The organism is Vibrio atlanticus, from assembly GCF_024347315.1.
GTDB classification, from domain to species: Bacteria; Pseudomonadota; Gammaproteobacteria; order Enterobacterales; family Vibrionaceae; genus Vibrio; species Vibrio atlanticus.
The window spans coordinates 119,486-141,944 of sequence record NZ_AP025461.1 but is presented as its reverse complement, the minus strand read 5'-3'; the positions used below and the strand labels follow the sequence as shown (position 1 = coordinate 141,944).

General features: G+C 43.6%; 18 protein-coding genes and 1 pseudogene. 9 read left to right on the top strand and 10 right to left on the bottom strand.

The annotated features are described in order from the left end of the window. Positions 1–23: 23 nt before the first annotated feature. Positions 24–2,438, top strand: coding sequence for a glycoside hydrolase family 94 protein (locus tag OCV30_RS16365; protein WP_065679390.1), 2,415 nt, complete (start codon positions 24–26; stop codon positions 2,436–2,438). Between the two features lie 115 nt (positions 2,439–2,553). Here OCV30_RS16365 and OCV30_RS16360 read toward each other — a convergent pair. The 4 genes and pseudogenes from OCV30_RS16360 to OCV30_RS16345 form a co-directional block, all read right to left on the bottom strand. Beyond that, positions 2,554–3,306: pseudogene (locus OCV30_RS16360) on the bottom strand (aldose 1-epimerase); the annotation flags it as partial. 144 nt (positions 3,307–3,450) lie between these two features. Beyond that, a complete protein-coding gene (locus OCV30_RS16355; RefSeq protein WP_065680243.1) occupies positions 3,451–4,371 on the bottom strand; it encodes an IS5 family transposase in 921 nt (306 codons plus the stop codon). 50 nt (positions 4,372–4,421) lie between these two features. Continuing rightward, positions 4,422–5,345, bottom strand: coding sequence for an IS5 family transposase (locus tag OCV30_RS16350; RefSeq protein ID WP_065680197.1), 924 nt, complete (start codon positions 5,343–5,345; stop codon positions 4,422–4,424). 178 nt (positions 5,346–5,523) lie between these two features. Next, positions 5,524–7,359, bottom strand: coding sequence for a leukocidin family pore-forming toxin (locus tag OCV30_RS16345; RefSeq protein WP_065680198.1), 1,836 nt, complete (start codon positions 7,357–7,359; stop codon positions 5,524–5,526). A 225-nt stretch (positions 7,360–7,584) separates the two neighbouring features. Between OCV30_RS16345 and OCV30_RS16340 the strand changes: the two genes are divergently transcribed. Beyond that, positions 7,585–8,508: an IS5 family transposase gene (locus OCV30_RS16340; protein WP_261879046.1), complete on the top strand. Its 924-nt coding sequence runs from the start codon at positions 7,585–7,587 to the stop codon at positions 8,506–8,508. A 340-nt stretch (positions 8,509–8,848) separates the two neighbouring features. Here the strand turns inward: OCV30_RS16340 and OCV30_RS16335 are convergent, their stop codons facing one another. Together OCV30_RS16335 and OCV30_RS16330 are read right to left on the bottom strand one after the other, a co-directional pair. Beyond that, positions 8,849–10,477: an ABC transporter ATP-binding protein gene (locus OCV30_RS16335; RefSeq protein WP_065680199.1), complete on the bottom strand. Its 1,629-nt coding sequence runs from the start codon at positions 10,475–10,477 to the stop codon at positions 8,849–8,851. 12 nt (positions 10,478–10,489) lie between these two features. Next, the gene (locus OCV30_RS16330) at positions 10,490–10,984 is read right to left on the bottom strand and encodes a hypothetical protein (RefSeq protein ID WP_065680200.1); all 495 of its coding nucleotides are present in this window, start codon (positions 10,982–10,984) and stop codon (positions 10,490–10,492) included. A 240-nt stretch (positions 10,985–11,224) separates the two neighbouring features. Between OCV30_RS16330 and OCV30_RS16325 the strand changes: the two genes are divergently transcribed. After that, on the top strand, positions 11,225–13,585 hold the full coding sequence (locus OCV30_RS16325) for a Lon protease family protein (protein ID WP_065680201.1): 2,361 nt from the start codon (positions 11,225–11,227) through the stop codon (positions 13,583–13,585). Between the two features lie 188 nt (positions 13,586–13,773). Here the strand turns inward: OCV30_RS16325 and OCV30_RS16320 are convergent, their stop codons facing one another. Further along, positions 13,774–14,520 carry a flagellar brake protein gene (locus tag OCV30_RS16320; protein WP_065680202.1) on the bottom strand — a complete coding sequence of 249 codons (747 nt, stop codon included), beginning with the start codon at positions 14,518–14,520 and terminating at the stop codon, positions 13,774–13,776. A gap of 315 nt (positions 14,521–14,835) precedes the next feature. Between OCV30_RS16320 and OCV30_RS16315 the strand changes: the two genes are divergently transcribed. From OCV30_RS16315 to OCV30_RS16305, 3 genes are read left to right on the top strand one after another with little or no spacing between them, the layout of a single operon-like run. Continuing rightward, a complete protein-coding gene (locus OCV30_RS16315; protein ID WP_009846169.1) occupies positions 14,836–15,120 on the top strand; it encodes a GNAT family N-acetyltransferase in 285 nt (94 codons plus the stop codon). Positions 15,121–15,130: 10 nt separating this feature from the next. After that, a complete protein-coding gene (locus OCV30_RS16310; protein WP_065680203.1) occupies positions 15,131–16,306 on the top strand; it encodes a phosphotransferase in 1,176 nt (391 codons plus the stop codon). After that, positions 16,296–17,477, top strand: a complete 1,182-nt coding sequence (locus tag OCV30_RS16305) for an MFS transporter (protein ID WP_065680204.1) — start codon at positions 16,296–16,298, stop codon at positions 17,475–17,477. Before OCV30_RS16310 ends, OCV30_RS16305 begins: the two co-directional genes overlap by 11 nt. Positions 17,478–17,585: 108 nt before the next feature. Here OCV30_RS16305 and OCV30_RS16300 read toward each other — a convergent pair whose 3' ends face one another. Next, entirely contained in the window at positions 17,586–18,500 is a 915-nt protein-coding gene (locus OCV30_RS16300; RefSeq protein ID WP_065680205.1) for a DMT family transporter, read from the bottom strand. A 349-nt stretch (positions 18,501–18,849) separates the two neighbouring features. Next, positions 18,850–19,740 carry a DMT family transporter gene (locus tag OCV30_RS16295; protein ID WP_065680206.1) on the bottom strand — a complete coding sequence of 297 codons (891 nt, stop codon included), beginning with the start codon at positions 19,738–19,740 and terminating at the stop codon, positions 18,850–18,852. 124 nt (positions 19,741–19,864) lie between these two features. On the opposite strand from OCV30_RS16295, the gene OCV30_RS16290 reads away from it, so the two are divergent. The 3 genes from OCV30_RS16290 to OCV30_RS16280 all read left to right on the top strand — a co-directional run bounded on the left by OCV30_RS16290 (position 19,865) and on the right by OCV30_RS16280 (position 21,649). Beyond that, the gene (locus tag OCV30_RS16290) at positions 19,865–20,347 is read left to right on the top strand and encodes a MarR family winged helix-turn-helix transcriptional regulator (RefSeq protein ID WP_065680207.1); all 483 of its coding nucleotides are present in this window, start codon (positions 19,865–19,867) and stop codon (positions 20,345–20,347) included. 28 nt (positions 20,348–20,375) lie between these two features. Beyond that, on the top strand, positions 20,376–20,777 hold the full coding sequence (locus tag OCV30_RS16285; RefSeq protein WP_083994638.1) for a hypothetical protein: 402 nt from the start codon (positions 20,376–20,378) through the stop codon (positions 20,775–20,777). 353 nt (positions 20,778–21,130) lie between these two features. After that, positions 21,131–21,649, top strand: a complete 519-nt coding sequence (locus OCV30_RS16280) for a hypothetical protein (RefSeq protein ID WP_065680208.1) — start codon at positions 21,131–21,133, stop codon at positions 21,647–21,649. Positions 21,650–21,848: 199 nt separating this feature from the next. Here the strand turns inward: OCV30_RS16280 and OCV30_RS16275 are convergent, their stop codons facing one another. Then, positions 21,849–22,280 (bottom strand): hypothetical protein, encoded by a 432-nt coding sequence (locus OCV30_RS16275; RefSeq protein ID WP_244499065.1) that lies wholly within the window; start codon positions 22,278–22,280, stop codon positions 21,849–21,851. Positions 22,281–22,459 lie beyond the last annotated feature (179 nt).

Below are 22,459 nucleotides of genomic sequence, written 5' to 3'. Positions count from 1 at the left end.
TTTGGGAGGAGCTAGGGATAGTGATGATGAAATTCGGATATTTTGACGATAAAAACAAAGAATACGTAGCAACCACACCGTGTACACCGATCAAATGGTGTAACTATGTCGGCACATTAGATTTCGGTGGCATTGTCGATAGCAACGGTGGCGTGTTGTTGTGTAAGGGCGATCCTGCACTCAACCGTATCACTAAGTACATTGCACAACTGCCAAATTCAGATTTTAAAGGCTCGACCCTTTACCTAAAAGTGCGTGATGAAGCGGGCAACGTAGAGGTGTTCTCACCTTTCTACACGCCAACTTTAAAGCCGTTAGATAAGTTTGAAAACCACACCGGTTTGTCATACACCACCATCGTTGCAGAAGCCTTTGGTGTGCGTTGTGAAGCGACGTTCTTTGTACCAAAAGCTGACCAAGTACTGCTACAAGACATCAAAGTCACCAACATTTCAGACAAAGCACTGCACGTTGATGTAGTGCCTGTTTACGAATTCACGCACTTCGATGCGCTTAAACAGCTACTGAATGCGGACTGGGTTCCACAAACCATGACGCTAAAAGCACACCAGCAAGAGTCTGGTCATACCGTGCTTGAGCAGTATGCTTTCATGAAGCGTGACTACGCGGTGAACCTAATGACAGCGGATCGCCCTGCTACGTCTTTTGATGGTGATCGCCAATCGTTCCTAGGGAATTTGGGCTACGGCACATGGGCAGCACCACAAGCACTAAACAATGATGAATTAGGCAACACCGAGTGTTTGCGTGGCGACAACATTGGCGCACTGAACCTGCGTCTGGGTTGGCTATCTCCAGAGCAGACAGAACGTACGATTGTACAAATCGCGCAAGAACAGAGCCTAGAAGCCGCACTTCCTCTGCTGGCTAAATATCGTGACCATCAAGTGGTCGATTCTGCTTTCGCTGAACTGGCTGAACATTGGGATGGTTACCTACAAGCAGTTCAGGTTGAAACGCCAGATCCGGCAATGAATTCAATGCTTAACGTACATAACCCACGTCAGTGTCACACAACCAAAAACTGGTCTCGTTACTTGTCTCTGTATCAGCTTGGCTATGGTGCTCGTGGTATCGGTTTCCGTGATTCTTCTCAAGATACCTTGGGTGTGATTACTCACATGCCAGAAGAAGCGCGTGAGTTCATTGAGCGTCTGCTGTCTGTACAAAACACCAACGGTTCTGCGATGCATCAGTTCTTCCCATCAACGATGGAAGCGAACGCGGGTGACTCTCGTGAAGAGGAAGATCGCCCGGATTACTACGGTGATGATCACCTGTGGATCATCTACGCGGTGACGCAATATGTGAAAGAAACGGGCAATGCAGACTTCTTGAATAAAGAGATCCCGTTCTATCAAAAAGACAAAGCGGGCAACCCAGTTGAAACTGGAACGGTTTGGAACCACCTGTGCCGCGCGATTGAATTTACCTACACCAATACTGGTGAGCACGGCCTACCGTTATTAGGTTTTGCTGATTGGAACGACACGGTAAACCTGCCAACGGGTGCTGAGTCGATGATGGTGGCGAACATGTACGGCAAAGCACTGCTCGACATGTTGGACTTGTGTGAGTTGCGTGGTGAAGCGCAACTGACGGCTAAGTTTAAAGATCAGTATCAACAGATGCAGAGTACGGTGAATGAGTGCGGTTGGGATGGTGAGTGGTTTGTTCGTTACTTTGATGAGCAAGGTTTACCAATCGGCTCTCATAAAAACGAGCAAGGGCAGATCTACACCAACGGTCAAAGTTGGCCTGTGATTTCTGGTTTCGCGACTCAAGAACGTGCTACTCAAGCGCTAGATTCTGTTTACAACAAGCTGAATACAGCGAATGGCATTAAGCTTTCAACACCGGGTTACAACGGCTTTGATCCGCAGCTAGGTGGCGTTTCAACTTACCCACCAGGTGCAAAAGAGAATGGCGGTATCTTCCTGCACTCTAACCCTTGGGTGATGATTGCAGAAGCGAAAATGGGTAACGGTGAGCGTGCTTATGAGTACTACCGTCAAATTAACCCAGCGTCTAAGAACGACGACATTGATACCTTTGAATCTGAACCATACTGCTACCCACAAAACATTTTGGGTGATGAACATAAGCAGTTTGGTTTAGGCCGAAATGCATGGCTTTCAGGTACTTCATCTTGGACATACGTTGCGGGTACGCAATGGATTCTGGGTGTTCGCCCTGAAGTGGATGGCTTGCTGGTGGACCCATGTATTCCGGCTGAGTGGCCTGAGTTCAAAGTACGTCGTCAGTTCCGTGGTGCGACTTATCATATTCATGTCACTAACCCGAATAACGTGTGTAAAGGTGTGGTTGAAATGAAGGTAAATGGTGACCTAATTTCAGGCAACAAAGCACCGGTATTTACATCGGGTGAGCACACCATCGAGGTGATTTTAGGTTAACAAGAGAAGGGCGCTTTATGCGCCCTTTATTGCTTCTTTCGTTGCAGTTGTTTCGTTAGCAATGCGTTCTCTGGGGGCTGATTTCGCATACAGCAGTTGCTTTACTTTGCTTTCTTTATGTTGGCTGATAGCTGGCGTGGCATCGCCAAGTAAAGGTCTGAGATTGGTTCGGGCTAAGCGTCAATAAGCCTATCTGGTTATTGAATGCATCAGCTGGGCAAGTCATTGGTTCTATTGCAATACTTTGTTCGCTCGTCGGTGTGTAAAGCTGAACGAATGGGTAGCTTGCATCTTGTTGATAGCGAATAGCGGCAGACGAATCTGAGCGTGTAAACGCAAGTTGGTTGGTTGTCTTGGAATCAAATTCAAAGCAGTGATTTAAGCTTTGATTGGCGAGTGAATCACCCAAAGACAAACAGTCAAAAGCCAGTTTTTCACCATTGGGTAGGTCGTTTTCGTGGATGACCTCAGAGCAAGGCGACATAGCGAGTCCACATTGTGCTAGCTCAGTGCCGAGTGAGAAATAAGGGTGCCAAGCATCACCGAATGGGAATGCAGAATCACCAAGATTAGAGACGGTCGTTGAGGAAGTGAGTTTACCCATGATATCGATAGTGAAGGTGACTTCAAGGTTGAACGCAAACGGGAAAGCAGGATGCAAAGATGACGTTTGATACTGTAACGTCACACTGGCGGATTCTTCAGTGGCTACGTTGTTTGTGATTGAAAAAGGTTGGTTGTAGAGCAGGCCATGTACGGCGTGATCAGACCAAGGAAAGTTAGCTGGGAGTTGATGGTTTTGGTTATCGAAACTGTAACGACCTAAGTTTAAACGGTTTGGAAAAGGGAATAATTTAGCACTGCGGGAAGGCTTTGTTGCGTAATTAAATTTAAAGATAGAACTACCCCGTTTCGCGTATTTCTTAATCAATACGACAAATTTCAGGCATACCTAACCGGCTTTGTTGCGTAATTAAATTTAAAGATAGAACTACCCCGTTTCGCGTATTTCTTAATCAATACGACAAGTTTCAGGCATACCTAACCCAGTAAGCTTGTTCAACGCTTTTATCATCGCGTAAGTTTCACCCACCTGGGCATTGTAATTTCTTAAGCTCAGTTTCCCTCCTAGCAACTGTTTAACTCGATACATCGCTGTTTCTGAGAGTGAACGTTTGTGGTATCCATACCGCTCTTTCCAATACTTATTTGAGCCGTATAATTTCTGGCAACCCACGGCGAGATTTCGAGAGTGACCACGCTCCCAGAAGGCTGCCCCTTCTCTTGGGGGAATAAGCGCAATAGCTCCCTTAATCTTAATAGCAGCGTGACACGCTCTCGTGTCGTAAGCGCCATCACCAGACACCTCAAGGATACTTCGGCGTGTTTGTTTCAGTAAGTTCGGGAGTACTTCTCCATCTGTAACCGTCGATAAACTTAGCTCAGCGGCAATGATCTCATGAGTGTTGGTATCGACGGCAATATGAAGCTTTCGCCAGACTCTACGCTTGCCATCCGTCCCATGTTTTTTGACTTTCCATTCACCTTCGCCATAAACCTTAAGGCCAGTAGCATCAATAGCTAGGTGCTGTATCGCTCCTCTCGTTTTAGTCTTAAATGAAACCTCAACTTGCTTGGCTCTACGACTGATGCAGGTGTAATGCGGACAACTTAACGGTACATGGGCTAACCTAAATATCGAGTCGATAAATCCTTGCAGCGCTCTCAATGGCATAGAAAAAACTCGTTTCACCATGAGTGCTGTCGTGATAGCTAAATCACTGAACCGACGCGGCCTCCCGCGCTTATTCTGTTTGCTTTGCGCCCAGCCGCTTATCGCCTCTTCATCAATCCAAAAGGTCAGAGAGCCACGGTTAATGAGTGATTGATTGTATTGCTTCCAGTTGGTTGTTTTATAACGAGGTTTAGGCATAGGGCTACGAGAGGGAGTGAATGTAGCTGATCAGATCGTAGGTTCTGGATTTAGTTCCACTGAATTACGCAACAAAGCCTACCTAACCCAGTAAGCTTGTTCAACGCTTTTATCATCGCGTAAGTTTCACCCACCTGGGCATTGTAATTTCTTAAGCTCAGTTTCCCTCCTAGCAACTGTTTAACTCGATACATCGCTGTTTCTGAGAGTGAACGTTTGTGGTATCCATACCGCTCTTTCCAATACTTATTTGAGCCGTATAATTTCTGGCAACCCACGGCGAGATTTCGAGGGTGACCACGCTCCCAGAAGGCTGCCCCTTCTCTTGGGGGAATAAGCGCAATAGCTCCCTTAATCTTAATAGCAGCGTGACACGCTCTCGTGTCGTAAGCGACATCACCAGACACCTCAAGGATACTTCGGCGTGTTTGTTTCAGTAAGTTCGGGAGTACTTCTCCATCTGTAACCGTCGATAAACTTTGCTCAGCGGCAATGATCTCATGAGTGTTGGTATCGACGGCAATATGAAGCTTTCGCCAGACTCTACGCTTGCCATCCGTCCCATGTTTTTTGACTTTCCATTCACCTTCGCCATAAACCTTAAGGCCAGTAGCATCAATAGCTAGGTGCTGTATCGCTCCTCTCGTTTTAGTCTTAAATGAAACCTCAACTTGCTTGGCTCTACGACTGATGCAGGTGTAATGCGGACAACTTAACGGTACATGGGCTAACCTAAATATCGAGTCGATAAATCCTTGCAGCGCTCTCAATGGCATAGAAAAAACTCGTTTCACCATGAGTGCTGTCGTGATAGCTAAATCACTGAACCGACGCGGCCTCCCGCGCTTATTCTGTTTGCTTTGCGCCCAGCCGCTTATCGCCTCTTCATCAATCCAAAAGGTCAGAGAGCCACGGTTAATGAGTGATTGATTGTATTGCTTCCAGTTGGTTGTTTTATAACGAGGTTTAGGCATAGGGCTACGAGAGGGAGTGAATGTAGCTGAGCAGATCGTAGGTTCTGGATTTAGTTCCATTGAATTACGCAACAAAGCCGGTTGGCCTGTCACACCTCTAACTAGATTTGCGACAGAACCGTATTTTAGTACTCGTAAGTTTAATAACCTTGAGTTATTACTTTCAAGGGAAAAAATGTCACATATTAAATATATCCGTGTATGACGAGAACATTGAAACTGAGTTGATATTATCCTCAGCTTTTTTCTCTTTCGGAATTAATTTAATTTCTCCTTCATTTACAGTATAACCAAGGCTACTTCCAGTAAATGAATTCTCTAGTTCATCTTTGTCATCTATCCATTTCCATCTTTGTGTTCGCTTTAAACTGCAAGGGCTGACTTTTTTAATGTTACTAGCATCCAAGCACATACCTGGTTGGCTTGTACTCTGATATCGATTAAGTGTATCGAAAATAAATGACTGCTTTAGTTCGGATATATTACAAGTATCAGAATTAACACTGAGGTTTTCATTAACACTTACACATTTATTGTTAAATTTACCCAATTGTAAATTAACCGGCTTTCCGCCAATAAATACAGGATTATCCCAATCAACAGTGAATTTAATATCTTTTTTTACATTTTTAATTTTAAAGTCTTTTTCATTAGGGTAATAATATCTTAGGACTTCCCAAGATGGGATTTCTGAATAATAACGATACCCAGTAATTCCAACCGATGAGGATATACTAATGTCTGTTGTCCCTGTGGTCTCAGGTTCAGAATAATAGATTACTTCCATTTTGGGTGTGAAGTTTGCGTACCCTATTGGATTGATTAAGTGTAACCTCCCAAAATAATTTTTTCTGACTGTTACTCCATATGGCGGTTCATCTTTTTGTATCGCATGTGGTGAATTATATTGCTCTCTAGACCATTTGAAAGATACATGTTGAGGGCTTTTTGACGATTTCGTTACCGCATAATCAAATGTTTTATATGATAACCACTTGGATTCTGTCCATGACGCGTTGGCATTTAGACTAATTTTGGGTGATGTTTTATCTGCACCAACATCACCTCCAATACCAAATTGAAAAGTTGATACTTCCTTCTTATCATAATTTACATTTAAATTTGTTGCTGGAATGGTTCTTAAAATACTTGTTTTATTATTTGATGCCATCATTTCAAACGTATAGTTTTGTGCTATTGCGGATGACACCCATTCAGATTCAATCCCACCACTTGGCCAAACAATGCCTCTTGAGGCTAAGTACATCGAATATATTTCAGGGTTTAGACTAATCCCTGCGCCAGTGGTTGAATCATCAATGCCAACTCTTACTATTTTAGCATCAGGCGTTGCTGAGCCGATTGTTCCGAACGCAAGGGAGCGTTGCATGTTTATCTTATAAACAAGCGAAATGTTAGCATTTTTACAAAGATGCCGCGATCTATCTCCTAATTGGGTGTTCCAAGTGATATCACATTCAGAATCAGTAATTTGTTTAGTCGCATTATAATATCTAGAAATACTCGGTACCGGTGAGTGTACTGCTGGGGTGTTTGATGTTGAACGTTTTTGCCTTTTTGGTGCAGGTTTACTCAAAATTGGGATATTTGTGTCATATCTATCCTTAATCTCTGTAAACATAACGTTATGGTTATGTTCAGTTATTGCAATATAATCAGATTCCAATGAAATACCAAATACCTTTCTAAAGACATGTTTTGCCTTTATTTTTTCTTTATTCCCTTCTATTTCACTAAAATCAACCAGATAACGATAACCATTATTTACAATTAAATCAATTGCATTTTCAATGCCATTTGAATAAATTCCTGATTCTAACCAATACTTTGCATTTATATAAACCAAGTCTGAATTATCAACCATATCACTCATTATATGTATTGATTCACCAACGGGAATGTTTATACCTTCTTGCAGTGTATCGCTAGCTAAAACTGATCTAGATATTAAAACTGATGTTACTAAAATTCCTATTAAATTCAAACGTTTCATAATACTCCTAAATATTTTCTAGTTTTAAAATTAATATGATGGTACTTTGTTGGCACCTTAAATTAATCACTTATAACCTTGATGATTAAGTTTATCATTATACATATAAATTCATAATGGAAAGGTGATTTATGGCTCAATTTATGGGCTTTGTTGCGTAATTCAGTGGAACTAAATCCAGAACCTACGATCTGATCAGCTACATTCACTCCCTCTCGTAGCCCTATGCCTAAACCTCGTTATAAAACAACCAACTGGAAGCAATACAATCAATCACTCATTAACCGTGGCTCTCTGACCTTTTGGATTGATGAAGAGGCGATAAGCGGCTGGGCGCAAAGCAAACAGAATAAGCGCGGGAGGCCGCGTCGGTTCAGTGATTTAGCTATCACGACAGCACTCATGGTGAAACGAGTTTTTTCTATGCCATTGAGAGCGCTGCAAGGATTTATCGACTCGATATTTAGGTTAGCCCATGTACCGTTAAGTTGTCCGCATTACACCTGCATCAGTCGTAGAGCCAAGCAAGTTGAGGTTTCATTTAAGACTAAAACGAGAGGAGCGATACAGCACCTAGCTATTGATGCTACTGGCCTTAAGGTTTATGGCGAAGGTGAATGGAAAGTCAAAAAACATGGGACGGATGGCAAGCGTAGAGTCTGGCGAAAGCTTCATATTGCCGTCGATACCAACACTCATGAGATCATTGCCGCTGAGCTAAGTTTATCGACGGTTACAGATGGAGAAGTACTCCCGAACTTACTGAAACAAACACGCCGAAGTATCCTTGAGGTGTCTGGTGATGGCGCTTACGACACGAGAGCGTGTCGCGCTGCTATTAAGATGAAGCGAGCCGTTGCGCTTATTCCCCCAAGAGAAGGGGCAGCCTTCTGGGAGCGTGGTCATCCTCGAAATCTCGCCGTGGGTTGCCAGAAATTATACGGCTCAAATAAGTATTGGAAAGAGCGGTATGGATACCACAAACGTTCATTGTCAGAAACAGCGATGTATCGAGTTAAACAGTTGCTACTGAGCTTAAGAAATTACAATGCCCAGGTGGGTGAAACTTACGCGATGATAAGAGCGTTGAACAAGCTTACTGGGTTAGGTAGGCGTGATCTTCACCATCAATATTGGACACTTCATTAAACGACTTTGCCATACCTGAATTAATTCATAATTTACTAAATTAGCAAAAACACTGACAAAGTTTTGTCCAAAAACGAGTTGAACGAAGCCGCTCTGCGGCTGTGACCCGACTACCAGCTAACCCTGTTTAAAGTCCGTCAATTTTAGCAAACCTTCATAATCACTGGCATGATCACTGAGTTGATTTTTCACATACGCCAGAAACGAAAAATGTCGCATCCATGCGACATTTTTCTTTTGGCGGCCAAACCAGTTTTGCTATATCCATTCTAGATTTCAATCCATTAGGAGATTATTCAGAATGTACTTATAAGACGCTGTTAATGTTGATTAGTTCCCGTTACGCCGCATTTTTTTTCGATTTATTTTCTAAGTCGAATGACGCTGCGATTAACTTCTTGGTGTAGTCGTTTTTCGGTGCATTGAAAATATCTTCGGCAGACCCTTCTTCCATCACTTCACCCTTCTGCATCACCAATACACGATCCGACAGTGCTTTTACTACCGAAAGGTCGTGGCTGATGAAAAGGAAGCCGATGTTGTGCTTGGCCTGAATATCTTTCAACAGGTCGATTACCGTGAGTTGCACCGAGCGATCGAGTGCTGAAGTGGGTTCATCGAGAAGAATGAAAGAGGGTTCAAGAATCAGCGCACGAGCAATCGCGATACGTTGTCTTTGCCCGCCAGAAAACTCATGCGGATAACGGTTAATTGAACTCTGTTCTAAGCGAACTTCAGTCAGCGCTTTACGAGCTCTTTCTAATCTTTCTTTCTTGGATAGATGAGGTTGATGCACCGTTAAGCCTTCGGTGATGATTTCCCCAACTGTCATACGTGGTGACAAAGAACCATAAGGGTCTTGGAACACCATCTGTACATCTTTCTTCAGTTTGTGACGTTCTTTATCAGTCAACAAACTGACATCTTGGCCTTTATAAACAATACGTCCGGTACTTGGCAGCAAGCCGATTAACGCACGTCCAAGGGTCGATTTACCTGACCCTGATTCACCCACAATGCCTAGCGTTTCGCCTTGTTTAAGATTCAACGAAATGCCTTTTACGGCTTCGAAGTACTGACTTTTACTCTTGATGAAATGTGATTTAACCAAGAACTGAACTCGGATATCGTCAGCAGACAATAGCTCTGGGGCTGACGCCTCAACAGGAACCTTAGCGCCTTTAGGAATCGAGTTAATCAGCATGCGTGTGTAATCGTGTCTTGGATTCTCGAATAAGGCTTGAGTCATCCCTTCTTCAACTAGCTCACCTTTGCACATCACCAGAACACGGTCGGCAAAATGTTTTACTACGCCAAGGTCATGGGTGATGAACAAAATTGCCATGCCCATCTTGCTTTGAATCTCTTTGATCAAAGAAAGTACTTCAGCCTGAACCGTTACATCTAATGCTGTGGTTGGTTCGTCTGCAATCAAAATATCGGGCTCGTTGATCAAAGCCATCGCAATCATGATGCGCTGTAATTGACCACCTGAAAACTCATGCGGGTATTTGTTGTATGCCTGTTCTGGCATTGGCAGATGCACAAGGTTGAAAAGCTCAAGTACACGCTGCTTCGCTTGAGATTTCGATACATTACGATGACACATAATGGCTTCAGCCACTTGTGTGCCCACGCGTAGATATGGGTTTAGAGATGTCATTGGTTCTTGAAAGATCATTCCGATCCTGTCACCACGAATTGACTGCATCTCTCGTTCAGTCTTTTTGAGTATCGACTGACCTTCAAATTCGATTTCCGATTGAGCATCAATGATGGCGTTATCAGGAAGCAAACGCATTAAAGCGTTGGAAGAGACAGATTTACCTGAACCCGATTCGCCAACAATGGCCAAGGTTTCACTAGAATTAAGAGTAAAGTTAATCTTTTTTACCGCATCAATGATTCCATCATTGGTTATGAATTTAACGGAGAGATTATTAACTTTAAGAATGGCCCGGTCCGACATGATATATCCTTATCAATTTAAGACATTAGGTGAAGATTGAACTTCTGAAGTGGTTTTAAGCTGCCCAAAATGGTGATGAGCGCGTTGAATTTGTTCTAGCTCGAGCATCCAATGTGAGCTGCGCTGAGCACTGCAAAATGCGATCAGGTGATTGAGCAGATCTTCACTCTGCTTTTCCAATAACCTAAAGGTACGCTGAATCAACTCTGTACCCTCAAGAGAGATAAATTGCATCAATGCATAAGATTGGTTCAAGGTATCGAAGGCTTGTTGGTGCTGGCCTAAACGATTGAGAATCTCGGATTGAGCGACACTGGCGTCTCTAAGGCCTGAAATTAAGCAAGCAAACTGGCAGGGTTTGATATCACTTTGGTATGCCGCGTCTTGGATGTGATGAGGAAGAGAGGTGAGAACATCGTTATAGAGGCGCTGTGCTTCGGGCCAATGACCTTGTTCCATTAACTGTTCAGCTTTTAGGTAGTGCATCCAGCAGCGTTCAATTTCCATGTCCACATCCTTAATTTTAAATATTCTAAAATGTTAATGATATTTATTATCAATTGCAAATTAAAATCATTCACGTGTTAAGTTGGTGAATTAAATCTCTGGTTAATGCTAAAAATGGGCTAAATTGGATGTTATTTGTTCAGTTGAACAGCTGTGCAGCGTAAGTCACTAAATTTATAGGCAATTACATCTACACTGATTTTATCTACACCCAAGTAATGAAGGACTAAGGAGGCGGCGATGGCGATGCAAAGACTCAATGCAGAACAGCTGTATAAGGTAGCGGAACTCGACAAGCTACCATGTAAGTCGACCAAAGAACTGGCTCCAATTGACGAAATCGTCGGGCAAGAACGTGCACAAAAAGCCGTTGAGTTCGCGATGTCAATCAAGGAAAAGGGTTACAACATTTATGCGATAGGTCGAAATGGTCTTGGTAAACGCACCATGATCTTACGCTACCTAAACCGACACCCTCAAGAAGTGCAGGAGCTTTTTGATTGGTGTTATATCGCGAATTTTGAAGACATTCGTACACCTAAGGTGCTGAAATTGCCTCGTGGCGTGGGCAGCAGTTTGAAGCAAGATATTGAAAAACTGATGCGTAAGCTTCTTAAAGCAATGCCACTCGCATTCGATAACGAGATGTACTTTAACCGCGCTGACCGATTAAAAAATCAGTTGGCCGCTAAACAACAAGCGGCGTTAGAAGCGATCAGTCAAGAAGCAAAAGATAAGGGCATCAACCTGACGATCACGACTCAGGGTGACTACCAATTTGTCGCGATGAATGGCGATGATCTTCATACCGAAGAGAGCTTCGACTTGCTCACGCCTGAAGAGCAAGATCAATTCGATAAAACCATTGATGGATTGGAAGTCGGTCTGCGGACCATTTCTCGTGAACTGACTGAGCTTGAAGAGACGTACACAGAGAAAGTTCAAAAGCTGAATGATGATACGGCGCGAGATGTGATCACACATTTCATCAAACAGTTGAAGCAAGATTACAGCCAATATCCAGACATCAAAAAGTACCTGACAGCACTGCGTAAAGACATTGTCGATAACGCTGATATTTTCTTAGAAGAGAGTACAGAGCAAGCAGAAGTTGCGACTGCCTCTTTGGATAAGAAAATGCCACGTCGCTACAAGGTTAACGTGATTGTGAGCCAGAAGGAGGAGACTCTGCCGATTGTGGTTGAAGAGAATCCGAATTATCACTCTCTGTTTGGCTATGTCGAAACGGCAACGTTCAAAGGCACCGTATTCACGGACTTCTCATTAATTCGCGCAGGTAGCTTACATAGAGCCAATGGCGGCGTATTGCTGATGGATGCCGTGAAAGTACTTGAACAACCTTATGTGTGGGAAGGCTTGAAGCGTGCGCTGCGTTCGCGTCAATTGAGCTTCACCTCATTAGAAAAAGAGGTGACGTTAACGGGGGCGGTATCACTTGATCCAGAGCCTATTCCATTAGACGTGAAGATTATTCTGTTCGGTGATTACCACACGTATCAGCTACTGCAACACTACGATGCTGAGTTTGGTGAACTGTTCCGTGTGACGGCCGATTTTGAAGATGAGATGAAGCGTACTGCGGATTCTGAAATGCATTACGCACGCTTCATTTCAAGTATCGTACATGACAACAATATGCTGCATTGTGATCGTAAAGCGATTGCTCGTATCATTGAGCACAGTTCTCGCCAGGCGGGCGACCAAAGTAAGTTGTCGCTGCACTCGGCACACATTGCCAACCTGCTTCGTGAGTCAAACTACGTGGCGAAAGGGGCGAAGTCGAACCTGATTCGTGCAACGCATGTTGACCAAGCGCTATCTAACCAACAGATGCGTGTCGGGCGACTACAAGACAGCGTAATGGAAACTTTCACCAACGGTACAACACTGATTCATGTGGATGGTCAGGCGGTTGGGCAGGTCAATGCGTTGTCTGTACTCAGCACAACTGATCATATGTTTGGTGCGCCGAACCGAATCACGGCAACCACGGCTTATGGTGACGGTGAAGTTATTGATATCGAGAGAAACGTAGACCTAGGTGGCAGTATTCACTCGAAAGGGGTGATGATCTTATCGGCTTACCTTTCTTCGGTATTTGGTAAGACAGCGAAAGTACCGCTTACTACCAATATCACCTTCGAACAATCGTATGGTGGCGTCGATGGTGATAGCGCGAGTATGGCCGAGTTTTGTGCGGTGGTGTCTGCATTCTCTAAGCAGCCGAACCGTCAAGACATCGCGATTACCGGCTCGATGAACCAGTTCGGTGAGTCTCAGCCTATTGGTGGTGTGAATGAGAAAATTGAAGGCTTCTTTGATGTGTGCGAAATCAAAGGACGTTCAAATGAGCAAGGGGTGATCATCCCACGTTCAAATGTTCACAACCTGATGTTGCGTAATGACATCGTAAAAGCGGTTGAAAAGGGCGAGTTTAATATTTGGGCTATCGACCATGTGACCGAAGCGATTGAGCTGTTTACAGGCAAAGCCGCCGGTGAGGCGAGTGATGAGGGGAGTTACCCCATCGATACTATCTTTGGTATCGCTCAAGCTAAACTGAACGCACTGCGTAAATAGTCTAATATCTATAGACCCAACTAGCTTATTAGCTAGATAAGCGGTTGAAAAGATAGATAAATAGCCAGAACTAAAAAGCCATCGACATAAAAATCGATGGCTTTTTTTGATTGCGACTTTGCTCGCTATTGAGCCGTCTGTATCTGGTCTGCTTACGGTATTCGGTGAATGTAATGTGCTAAATGACTCTACCTATTTCGCAAACAGAGCTTGGTGCCATCGAACTTCAGCTTCGCCAATAAGTGCTTGGCATTAGAGCGGCCAATATCATCAAACTCTACCCCGTATCGAGCGTAGTGCGTTGATTTTTGGAGATTACAGATAATGCCTTTCAATGGCGGTATAAGTGGGCCATTGTAGTTCTCCGGTGTAACTTCAATAGATACTCGATCGGCAATTTGAATTGCACGAGAAGTCGGTGAGGTAACAAAACGACAACCACTTTTCGATAAGTCTCTAATCTCACAGTTTGCTCGTTGATCGTTGAAGATGATTCTGGAAGCTAAGTTCACCTCGTAGCGTGTCTCTTTACGCAGTTGAGTTACTTGCATCGAGCTTGGTGTAGAGAGCACAAGAATAGGGAAGGGATCCCCAACCCTATGGTGAATTTGGCTTTTAAAGTGGATAAGCGCGCCTTCACCTCGCAGAGAATAAGCACGAGCTGTCATCCAAAAACCTTCTTGAAAATAAAAGCTCAGATCATCGTTGGATACGTCGGGCACCTCAACCACAATGCAGTTATCACTGTGTGTACCTATAAATTTGGTGGTGGCGAGAAACTTAGTACCAACTGGAGTCGATACATTTAATGTTAGTTCACTGCCGTGCTCTATCATAGCCAGTGCATCGGTGCTATTTAATGTAGAAACGGTGCGGTTACGAGGATCTTGAAGTGCCTGATTATGCTCCAAAGGCTTCTTCAGTGGTGCGTTCATTATATGTTCTCCATGCGCCAACATGCGTCTGTTTGTTATATTGTTAACTTACTAATAAGGGGCAAATACGTGCTAGATTTAGTAGGTACAATTACATAAATTAAGCGCAATTACATACGCTGGCTAAATGTACCTGCGTGGTTTTATAGAGTGCCTTTATCTTTACTAATTCGTTATTAAGCCGGTGGCACAGAGTTATTTACTTTGTTTGCAAGTACTTAGTTCTATTTGTATGAGCTTGCGTTAGTCTATTACAAGGAATGAATACTTCAAATTTTTATTGTTTGTCGTATCAATTATTTTCAGGAGTTGAGAATGCACGCAACAAAATGGGATCAAGAAGCGAACCAGATCACAGTTGAGCTAAAACCCAACCAGTTCGCGGTTGTTAAGTATCAAAAGGACGGAGATGTACTACATATCACATCGACACGTATTCCTGATGAGCTTCAAGGTAAGGGCTTCGGTAAGGTGATGATGGAGTCGGTACTGCCTGAAATTGAACAAGCAGGTTTTAAAATTGTACCGATTTGTAGTTATGTGATTCACTATATGAATAGGCAGCCACAGTGGGCTCATCTTCTATCAGATAAAGCATAGCAACGAGTATATGTCTCAATCAATATCGTCAAAAAATCTCGCTCAACCGATAGCGAATTCAAGTCAAAATCAGCCAGAGCTTTATCAACAAGAGTTTTATCAAAATGAGCTTTATCAAAAAATAGCGGCCTCACTGGATTGTCACCAAGGGTTTGATGTTCAGGTGATTCAAAGCCTATGGGGCGGGTATGGTGAATTAGTTCGTTTGATTTTTTCCAAAGAAAGGCGTTCTTCATTCAACAGCGTGATTGTTAAACATGTCGCATTGCCAGATAAAGCAGAACACCCAAAGGGTTGGAATACCAAACTTTCTCATCAACGAAAGGTGCACTCTTACCAAGTTGAGACCGCGTGGTATCAGTCGTTTACCCAACAGTGGGATGAGCGTTGCCCTGTACCTGTAGGGCTGCAATGTGAGTTACAAGAGCACGAGTGGCTGATTGTGATGCAAGATTTGGCCGAAATCGGTTTTCCGTTAACTTCTCAGTTTGATGTGCTTGCTGCTTTTGATGATTTAGCAATCCAAGATACTCAGCCTGAGCTGGCGTCTGGTTACACACTAGAAGAGCAAAACCAACGCGATGCTTGCCTTAAATGGCTCGCTAACTTTCACGCAAAGCACATCAATGTAGATCAAGAACATTCAGCTTCATTGTGGCAAGTCGGCACATATTGGCATTTAGACACTCGGCCTGACGAGTTAAACGCATTGGCTGATTTACCGCTTAAGAGCCAAGCGCAGCACATTGATAATCTATTAAGGGCGTGCCCATATCAAACCTTGGTACATGGTGACGCTAAGCTCGCCAACTTCTGCTTTGATTTAAAAAGCGAGCGCGCTGCTGCCGTTGATTTCCAATACGTTGGGCGTGGTTGTGCGATGAAAGATGTGGCCTTGTTCATGAGCAGCGCGGTTAGGCCGCAAGATTGCGCAGAGCTTGAATCAGAAGTCCTGGATGCTTACTTCCAGCACTTGAAAGCGGCACTCATGCACTATCAGCCACACCTTTCATTCGATGAAGTAGAAGCTGCATGGCGACCAATGTTTTACGTGGCATGGGCTGATTTTCAACGTTTTGTTAAAGGTTGGAGCCCTGATCATTGGAAGATCAACCCGTATACCGAGCAACTAACCTTACGTGTGCTTAACCAATTAGACGAACAGGAGTCCGTCAATGTTCGATAAAACCGCGAGCTGGAAAACGCCGCAAAACTTCTTATTACTGATTTCGATTGTTGTCCCTATCGCGTTTTCGAGCTGGATGGCGCTGCTTAATAACTTCGTTATTGAGAAAGCGAATTTTGATGGTGCGGATATTGGTTTATTGCAAAGTGTTCGTGAGATCCCTGGCTTCTTGGCCTTTACTGTGGTGTTTATGTTGGCGTTCATTCGCGAGCAACGCTTCATGTTGATATCGCTGGCGATGCTCACTGTCGGTACGGCGATTACCGGTTTGTTTCCTTCACTTACTGGCCTACTACTGACCACCATTTTAATGTCGACGGGTTTCCATTATTTTGAAACGCTGAAGCAGTCTTTGTCACTGCAATGGCTGAGTAAAGAAGAAGCGCCCGAGATGCTGGGTAAGATGATCTCAGTCGGCGCACTGGCATCCTTAATCACTTACGGATCTATCTGGGTGATGTTAGAACAGCTGAAGCTCGATTTTGCTTGGGTGTACGGCATTACTGGCGGTATTGGATTTATTCTAGTTTTGGTGATGACCTTTGGTTTTCCTGAGTTTCAAACCAAGACTCAGCAAAATAAGAAGTTGGTGCTGAGAAAGCGTTACTGGCTCTACTACGCACTCACCTTTATGAGTGGCGCGAGAAGACAGATTTTCACGGTGTTTGCTGGCTTTCTGATGGTAGAGAAGTTTGGTTACTCGGCTGCTGACGTAACACTACTGTTCTTAATTAATTACCTGTTTAACTTCTTGTTTGCAAAACGCATTGGTCGATTTATCGGTGTGGTTGGAGAGCGTAAGGCGCTGATCTTCGAGTATGTTGGTTTGATTGGTGTGTTTATCGGTTATGGTTTGGTACAAAGCGCGGAATGGGCAGCGGCGCTGTATGTTGTCGACCATCTGTTCTTTGCACTCGCATTAGCGATCAAAACCTATTTCCAGAAAATCGCCGATCCTGCCGACATGGCATCAACCGCAGGTGTCTCATTCACCATCAACCATATTGCAGCGGTTGTTATTCCAGTCGTATTTGGGGTGATTTGGTTATCGTCACCTGCAACGGTTTTCTACATAGGTGCTGCGATGGCGGCGGTATCTTTGGCGTTGTCTTTAAACATCCCTAAGAAGCCCGAAGAGGGCAATGAAGTGCGAATGTTTAGCTGGCGCTAACTCTGGATAAAGACTAATAAAAAGCTCCAATAGTGATATTGGAGCTTTTTTGTATGTGCTAGATGGAAATATCTAGTCAGCTTCCGGTAGGGTTAGCTTTCAGTAGGATTAGCTTCTTGCGGTTTTTAGTCCACCACGCAACTTGAAGATTCCTTTTGGTGCCTTAGTAAGCAAGATGCCACAAAGCAGAGGAATCATCATCACCAGTGACTGTTCAGATAGTAGTTCTCCATTGATGTAGCACGAGATCAGTAGTGCAACCACAGGGAAAATCAGGAAGCAGATAGACGCTTGGAACGGCGTCGAAACTTGTCCGAGTTTAAAGTAGGCAACAATGCCGCCAACACTCGCCACAAAGCCTAGGTAAACTACCGCTGAGATTGAATCCCAAGTGAAGGATTCAACATTCACGCTTTCACCCATCGCCGAAACGGCGAACAAGAATAGAGAAGCAATCAGACTTGGGACTGCGTTGTACGTCAGTACTTCGATGCCTTTACAGTGCTTTTGAACTAACACATACATAACAGCGTGTATTGCCACAGCAAGACCTAAGCAAACTGTACCAACTAGGTAGTCATCGCCACCCATCTGCATTTCATTACCGAGGATCAAACATAGGCTTACAACAGCGGTAGCCAAACCAAATATTTGGTGCTTAGCCAATCGTAGGCCTAGGAATAGGCCTGACATCAACATCACAGCGACCGGCATGTTAGCGAAGATGATAGACGCTAGACCAGAAGAGATGTATTGCTCGCCATAGATCATCAAAGTAAATGGAATCGCAAAGTACATCAGCGCAACAATCAGCAACCATTGACGCTTGCCTTTAGGAAACAGCAGTGGCTGGTTGAAGACTTTCGCTAATACCGCAAGCAGAGGTGCAGCGAGTAAAAAGCGCAATGCAGTAGCAAAAATTGGTGGGATAGAATGCAATGCCACTTCCATTGCGAACCAAGTGGTTCCCCAAATTAGGCAAACAGAGACAAAAAGCAAGATAGTTAGCGACTTCGAATTCATGGTGACTACTCATTAATAATTATTTTAAATCATCGGCTTGTGGCGCCTTAATGATGTGGCATAGTATAAGGAGGTCGTCGGAGAAAAATTTTGTCTTTTTATCTCTAATTGCAATATCTCATGGAAAGATAATCTCTAATATGTCTATTTTTTAGAAAATAAATTCAAATTAGGTAGCATGAAGAAAGGCATTATTCTTTGTAAGGTTTAATGTTGTTTAAGAAACGATCAACTTGGCGAGTATGGCTATTTGGTTTATTGCTGTCAGCGTAGCAACAAAAGGCGCCTTTTAAATCACTGTATAAGATGTAAGGCGCGTTATTATTCTCAGTACAGTCGGTAGATTCAACTATGTAACAGGCTTAACTTGTTTTGACTGTCTTACCGAAAGGATAAGTTGCGGTAGCAGTGACATCACTATCATGCCTGTCATTAGCGAGTACTGGAGTGGGGTAAAGGATTCACCCATCAACATCATACCTGTCACAATTCCCGCAATTGGGTTAGCGATGCCACCGAAGGTGAAATCCACCACTGACATACGTTGTAGTAGCCATACATACATGCCGTAACCCAGGGCGGTGTTCAGGACAATCACCCAAACAAGTCCTATTGCGTTACGAGTATCGAAATGAGTCACAGCGTTAACATAAGGCTGTGGGTCGATGAGCGCATGAACGCCAGACGCGACAGATAAAATCGTACCGCCTAGAATCAGTTGCCACGTTAATACCTTCCACCAGTGCATGCGATTACCCAGTGACTTGGTAATGCTACTGCCGATAACGATACACATGATTGCAGCGAACATGGCGCCTAGACCTATTGGGTTTAATGCGATTTGACTTGGATTAAACAATATCCACGCCAATGTGATTAATCCAACACCAGACAAGGCTTGAATCAATTGCGGACGCTGTTTCTTTACTACCCAATGGAAGATCATCGCAAACACTGGCACAGAGATCATACCTACACCGGAGATTGCCGAAGGCAACGTCAACGCCATCACGAAAATTAAGCTAAAGAAGGTCGCAATATTGATAAGACCCAATGTGAAAATGATCTGCCATTCGCCTTTTTGAGGCAGTGTCGGTTTTACTACTAGCAATAACAAACCAGCAGGCAACGCGCGCAAAGCACCCAATAATAAGGGGGGCCATTCCTGTAGCGTAAATTGCGTCACAGCATAGGTTGTTCCCCAAAAGAACGCGGGAATCATTGCTAATAATATGTTCATATGAAATATCTTTATATTAAGATAATTAGTTGTATGAACTGTATACCTAGATCATATGGTTGTAAAGTATCTTTATGTTAAACTAGTTTGAATTAATCAGACTAATAACGGAGCGAGATCGCAAATGGATGCTATCGACCGCGTAGTAGAGCAATGGGCAAAGGAAAAGCCTGAGTTAGAAACTGAGCCAATGGCAATGATGGGCCGGATTATGCGTATTGCCAAGTATATGGAGACGCAAGTTGCCGAGCTTCATAAAAATTACGACATGAAACTTGGTGAGTTTGATGTGTTGGCAACGTTGCGACGTTCTGGGAAGCCTTATCAACTGACGCCATCAGAACTGATCGGATCGATGATGCTGACATCAGGCGCAATGACCAATCGCCTTGATAAACTAGAAGCTAAAGGGCTGATCAGTCGTGAGCACAGCAAAGAAGACAGACGCAGCGTGAGTGTTCAGCTAACCAAAGATGGTCTTATTCTGATCGATCAAATGATGACTGAACATGTCGAAATGCAGAAAAAACTGGTTAAGTCATTGTCTGCGAGCCAGAAGAAGAACGCTAATCAACTTCTGAAAGCATGGTTGAGCGCTTACGAATAATTTTTAGGTGACGGAGTAGGGTACGACTATGGACAGTATTCAAAATAATACGGAAAAAACAGATATGCTTGAGAAAGTAGAGCGCGTTGTATTAATTAATGGATTGGAATATGAGGTTAGCGGAAATGTTCTTAATCTTAAGCTAGGCAGAGCGGGTGGAAAGGTAAAAATCAAATACGATTACGGGACGAATTCATACGTCTACAACTGTAATGAGTATGCTATTGGTTTTTCCAGTCTCATCTTCTTCGTTCTTTCGTTCAATACTCTGTATCAAGTTGATCACCAAGCATGGTCTGGTTATGTCGCGGGTTTGATGTTCGCTGGAGCAATATTCAATTTGATCCAATTAGTGCTATCGCACGTCCAAATGTTAGACATTAAAGCACAGCTAAGAGAAGTCGGTATCTACCTCAAGTCTGGCGCGTAAGAGCCTTTAGCATCTTGTGTATCGTGAACAACTGAACAACTGAACAACTTAGCCATTTCTGAGTAACGAGTGGTTAAGCCCTGCCATCGGTGGTTATATGTCCAAATAAACAGCGTTAACACCAATTCTTAGTGCTGTTTTTACTTTCCTCTTACACACTTTTCTTATATCGAACCTAGTATCAAATTTCTCTTGGTTATACAGGCAAGCTTCTCATTATGAAGAACTTTTTCGATAGCGAGCTCATGCTCTCTAGCTCCTTGAACTTCGTTCTGCTGTCACTTGGACTCACGCTCCTCTTACATATTCCAATTTGGTGTGGATTCAACCTGAGTCGGCGAAAATGGAAGCGTATGGATTATTTATGGCCGTTTTTAGCGGGTATCGGAATGCTTGGTGCCGTGTCTGAGATTAGAGCGAAGGTGGCGGGTGATTGGGTTGAAACCGAACAAACCAGAGCGGTGGCGATTTTAGAATCGGTTCAGCGGTTCTCTTTGGATAAGCTGAGAAGTGATACCTGTACAGGTCAGCCATCTTTAGATCATTACGCTCAGTACCACGACGCGTGTTTGTGGTATTTGAATACGGCGATTACGTTTAAAGATGTCGATTTCACCTTGTTACCCAATGCATCGGATTTTACGGTTCCTGCGCCTAGCGTGTCGTTAGTTGAAAGTGATGCGGTGTGGGTGGATGGTATGCTGAGTCAGTATGAAAAGCAGAAAAACCAATATATAAAAACCAGAGAAGCGCAGGTAAAGCAGCCGCTAGAAAGTGTCTTTTGGTATGTGAGTCCTTACTTAGTGTGTTTCGCGATTGCACTACGTCTTACTAAGGTGACAGCAGAGCTCAAGTTGGATAAATGCTCATAGTTCACTGAATGTTTGTAGTTCACGGTTCATCGCTATATCAATGGATAACTCAATAGCTAGGCAAGCGTATAACTTTAGGTAAGCGTATAACTAATAGGATGTGTCTGAATTAGAGATAAAAAAATAGCGTCAGTATTGAATTACTGACGCTATTTTTATGTTAGATCCAACAGTAGCGGAAAGTTGTTTATAAAGGTGGCTACTTAAATTGGTATCTAACCGAAAGTTGTAATTGAGGGCCGTAAAGACCGTTGTTTTTGGAAGCAACTGAAAACACGGCTTTATCTGTGGCATGGAATCTAGCTCCAAACGTAAAGATTGAGTGCTCTCCGTTAGAACCCGCAAGTACATGGGCTTCTACTCTCTGAGTGATCCACGCTCGAATACCCGCATTAAATTCGACATAAGCTTTCGTTTCTCCAGCTGCGTATGAGTTTTTGTTGAAATGGAGTAGCAGCTGCGTATTTAAGTCGATCCCTTGAGTTATTGGACCATAAACTTGAGGGCCGATGTATGCATCAAAGTTGCTTTCATCTTCGGCTGTGTTGGTACTAAGGCCGCCCAAAATTGCCAAGCTATCGTTGATGTCGCGTCCACCATCCACGCTTAACCCCATAGGCTTTGCTTGCATTCCAAGCTCTACAAAGTCCGTTGTGAAATTTGCCGCTGATATAGCTTGATGAGAGAAGAGGCATAGCAGTAGAGGTATTACATTTTTAATTTTCATATGACTTACAAAAGATAGTAATAGTGGAGTAAAGCGCTTGGTCATGCTTTATTTATTGTCACGCCAAAGCGATGAAGTTCTTC

Coding starts and splice junctions, on each gene's coding strand:
- OCV30_RS16365 (WP_065679390.1), top strand. CDS start 24: ATGATGAAATTCGGATATTTTGACGATAAAAACAAAGAATACGTAGCA.
- OCV30_RS16355 (WP_065680243.1), bottom strand. CDS start 4,371: ATGCCTAAACCTCGTTATAAAACAACCAACTGGAAGCAATACAATCAA.
- OCV30_RS16350 (WP_065680197.1), bottom strand. CDS start 5,345: ATGCCTAAACCTCGTTATAAAACAACCAACTGGAAGCAATACAATCAA.
- OCV30_RS16345 (WP_065680198.1), bottom strand. CDS start 7,359: ATGAAACGTTTGAATTTAATAGGAATTTTAGTAACATCAGTTTTAATA.
- OCV30_RS16340 (WP_261879046.1), top strand. CDS start 7,585: ATGCCTAAACCTCGTTATAAAACAACCAACTGGAAGCAATACAATCAA.
- OCV30_RS16335 (WP_065680199.1), bottom strand. CDS start 10,477: ATGTCGGACCGGGCCATTCTTAAAGTTAATAATCTCTCCGTTAAATTC.
- OCV30_RS16330 (WP_065680200.1), bottom strand. CDS start 10,984: ATGGAAATTGAACGCTGCTGGATGCACTACCTAAAAGCTGAACAGTTA.
- OCV30_RS16325 (WP_065680201.1), top strand. CDS start 11,225: ATGGCGATGCAAAGACTCAATGCAGAACAGCTGTATAAGGTAGCGGAA.
- OCV30_RS16320 (WP_065680202.1), bottom strand. CDS start 14,520: ATGAACGCACCACTGAAGAAGCCTTTGGAGCATAATCAGGCACTTCAA.
- OCV30_RS16315 (WP_009846169.1), top strand. CDS start 14,836: ATGCACGCAACAAAATGGGATCAAGAAGCGAACCAGATCACAGTTGAG.
- OCV30_RS16310 (WP_065680203.1), top strand. CDS start 15,131: ATGTCTCAATCAATATCGTCAAAAAATCTCGCTCAACCGATAGCGAAT.
- OCV30_RS16305 (WP_065680204.1), top strand. CDS start 16,296: ATGTTCGATAAAACCGCGAGCTGGAAAACGCCGCAAAACTTCTTATTA.
- OCV30_RS16300 (WP_065680205.1), bottom strand. CDS start 18,500: ATGAATTCGAAGTCGCTAACTATCTTGCTTTTTGTCTCTGTTTGCCTA.
- OCV30_RS16295 (WP_065680206.1), bottom strand. CDS start 19,740: ATGAACATATTATTAGCAATGATTCCCGCGTTCTTTTGGGGAACAACC.
- OCV30_RS16290 (WP_065680207.1), top strand. CDS start 19,865: ATGGATGCTATCGACCGCGTAGTAGAGCAATGGGCAAAGGAAAAGCCT.
- OCV30_RS16285 (WP_083994638.1), top strand. CDS start 20,376: ATGGACAGTATTCAAAATAATACGGAAAAAACAGATATGCTTGAGAAA.
- OCV30_RS16280 (WP_065680208.1), top strand. CDS start 21,131: ATGGATTATTTATGGCCGTTTTTAGCGGGTATCGGAATGCTTGGTGCC.
- OCV30_RS16275 (WP_244499065.1), bottom strand. CDS start 22,280: ATGCAAGCAAAGCCTATGGGGTTAAGCGTGGATGGTGGACGCGACATC.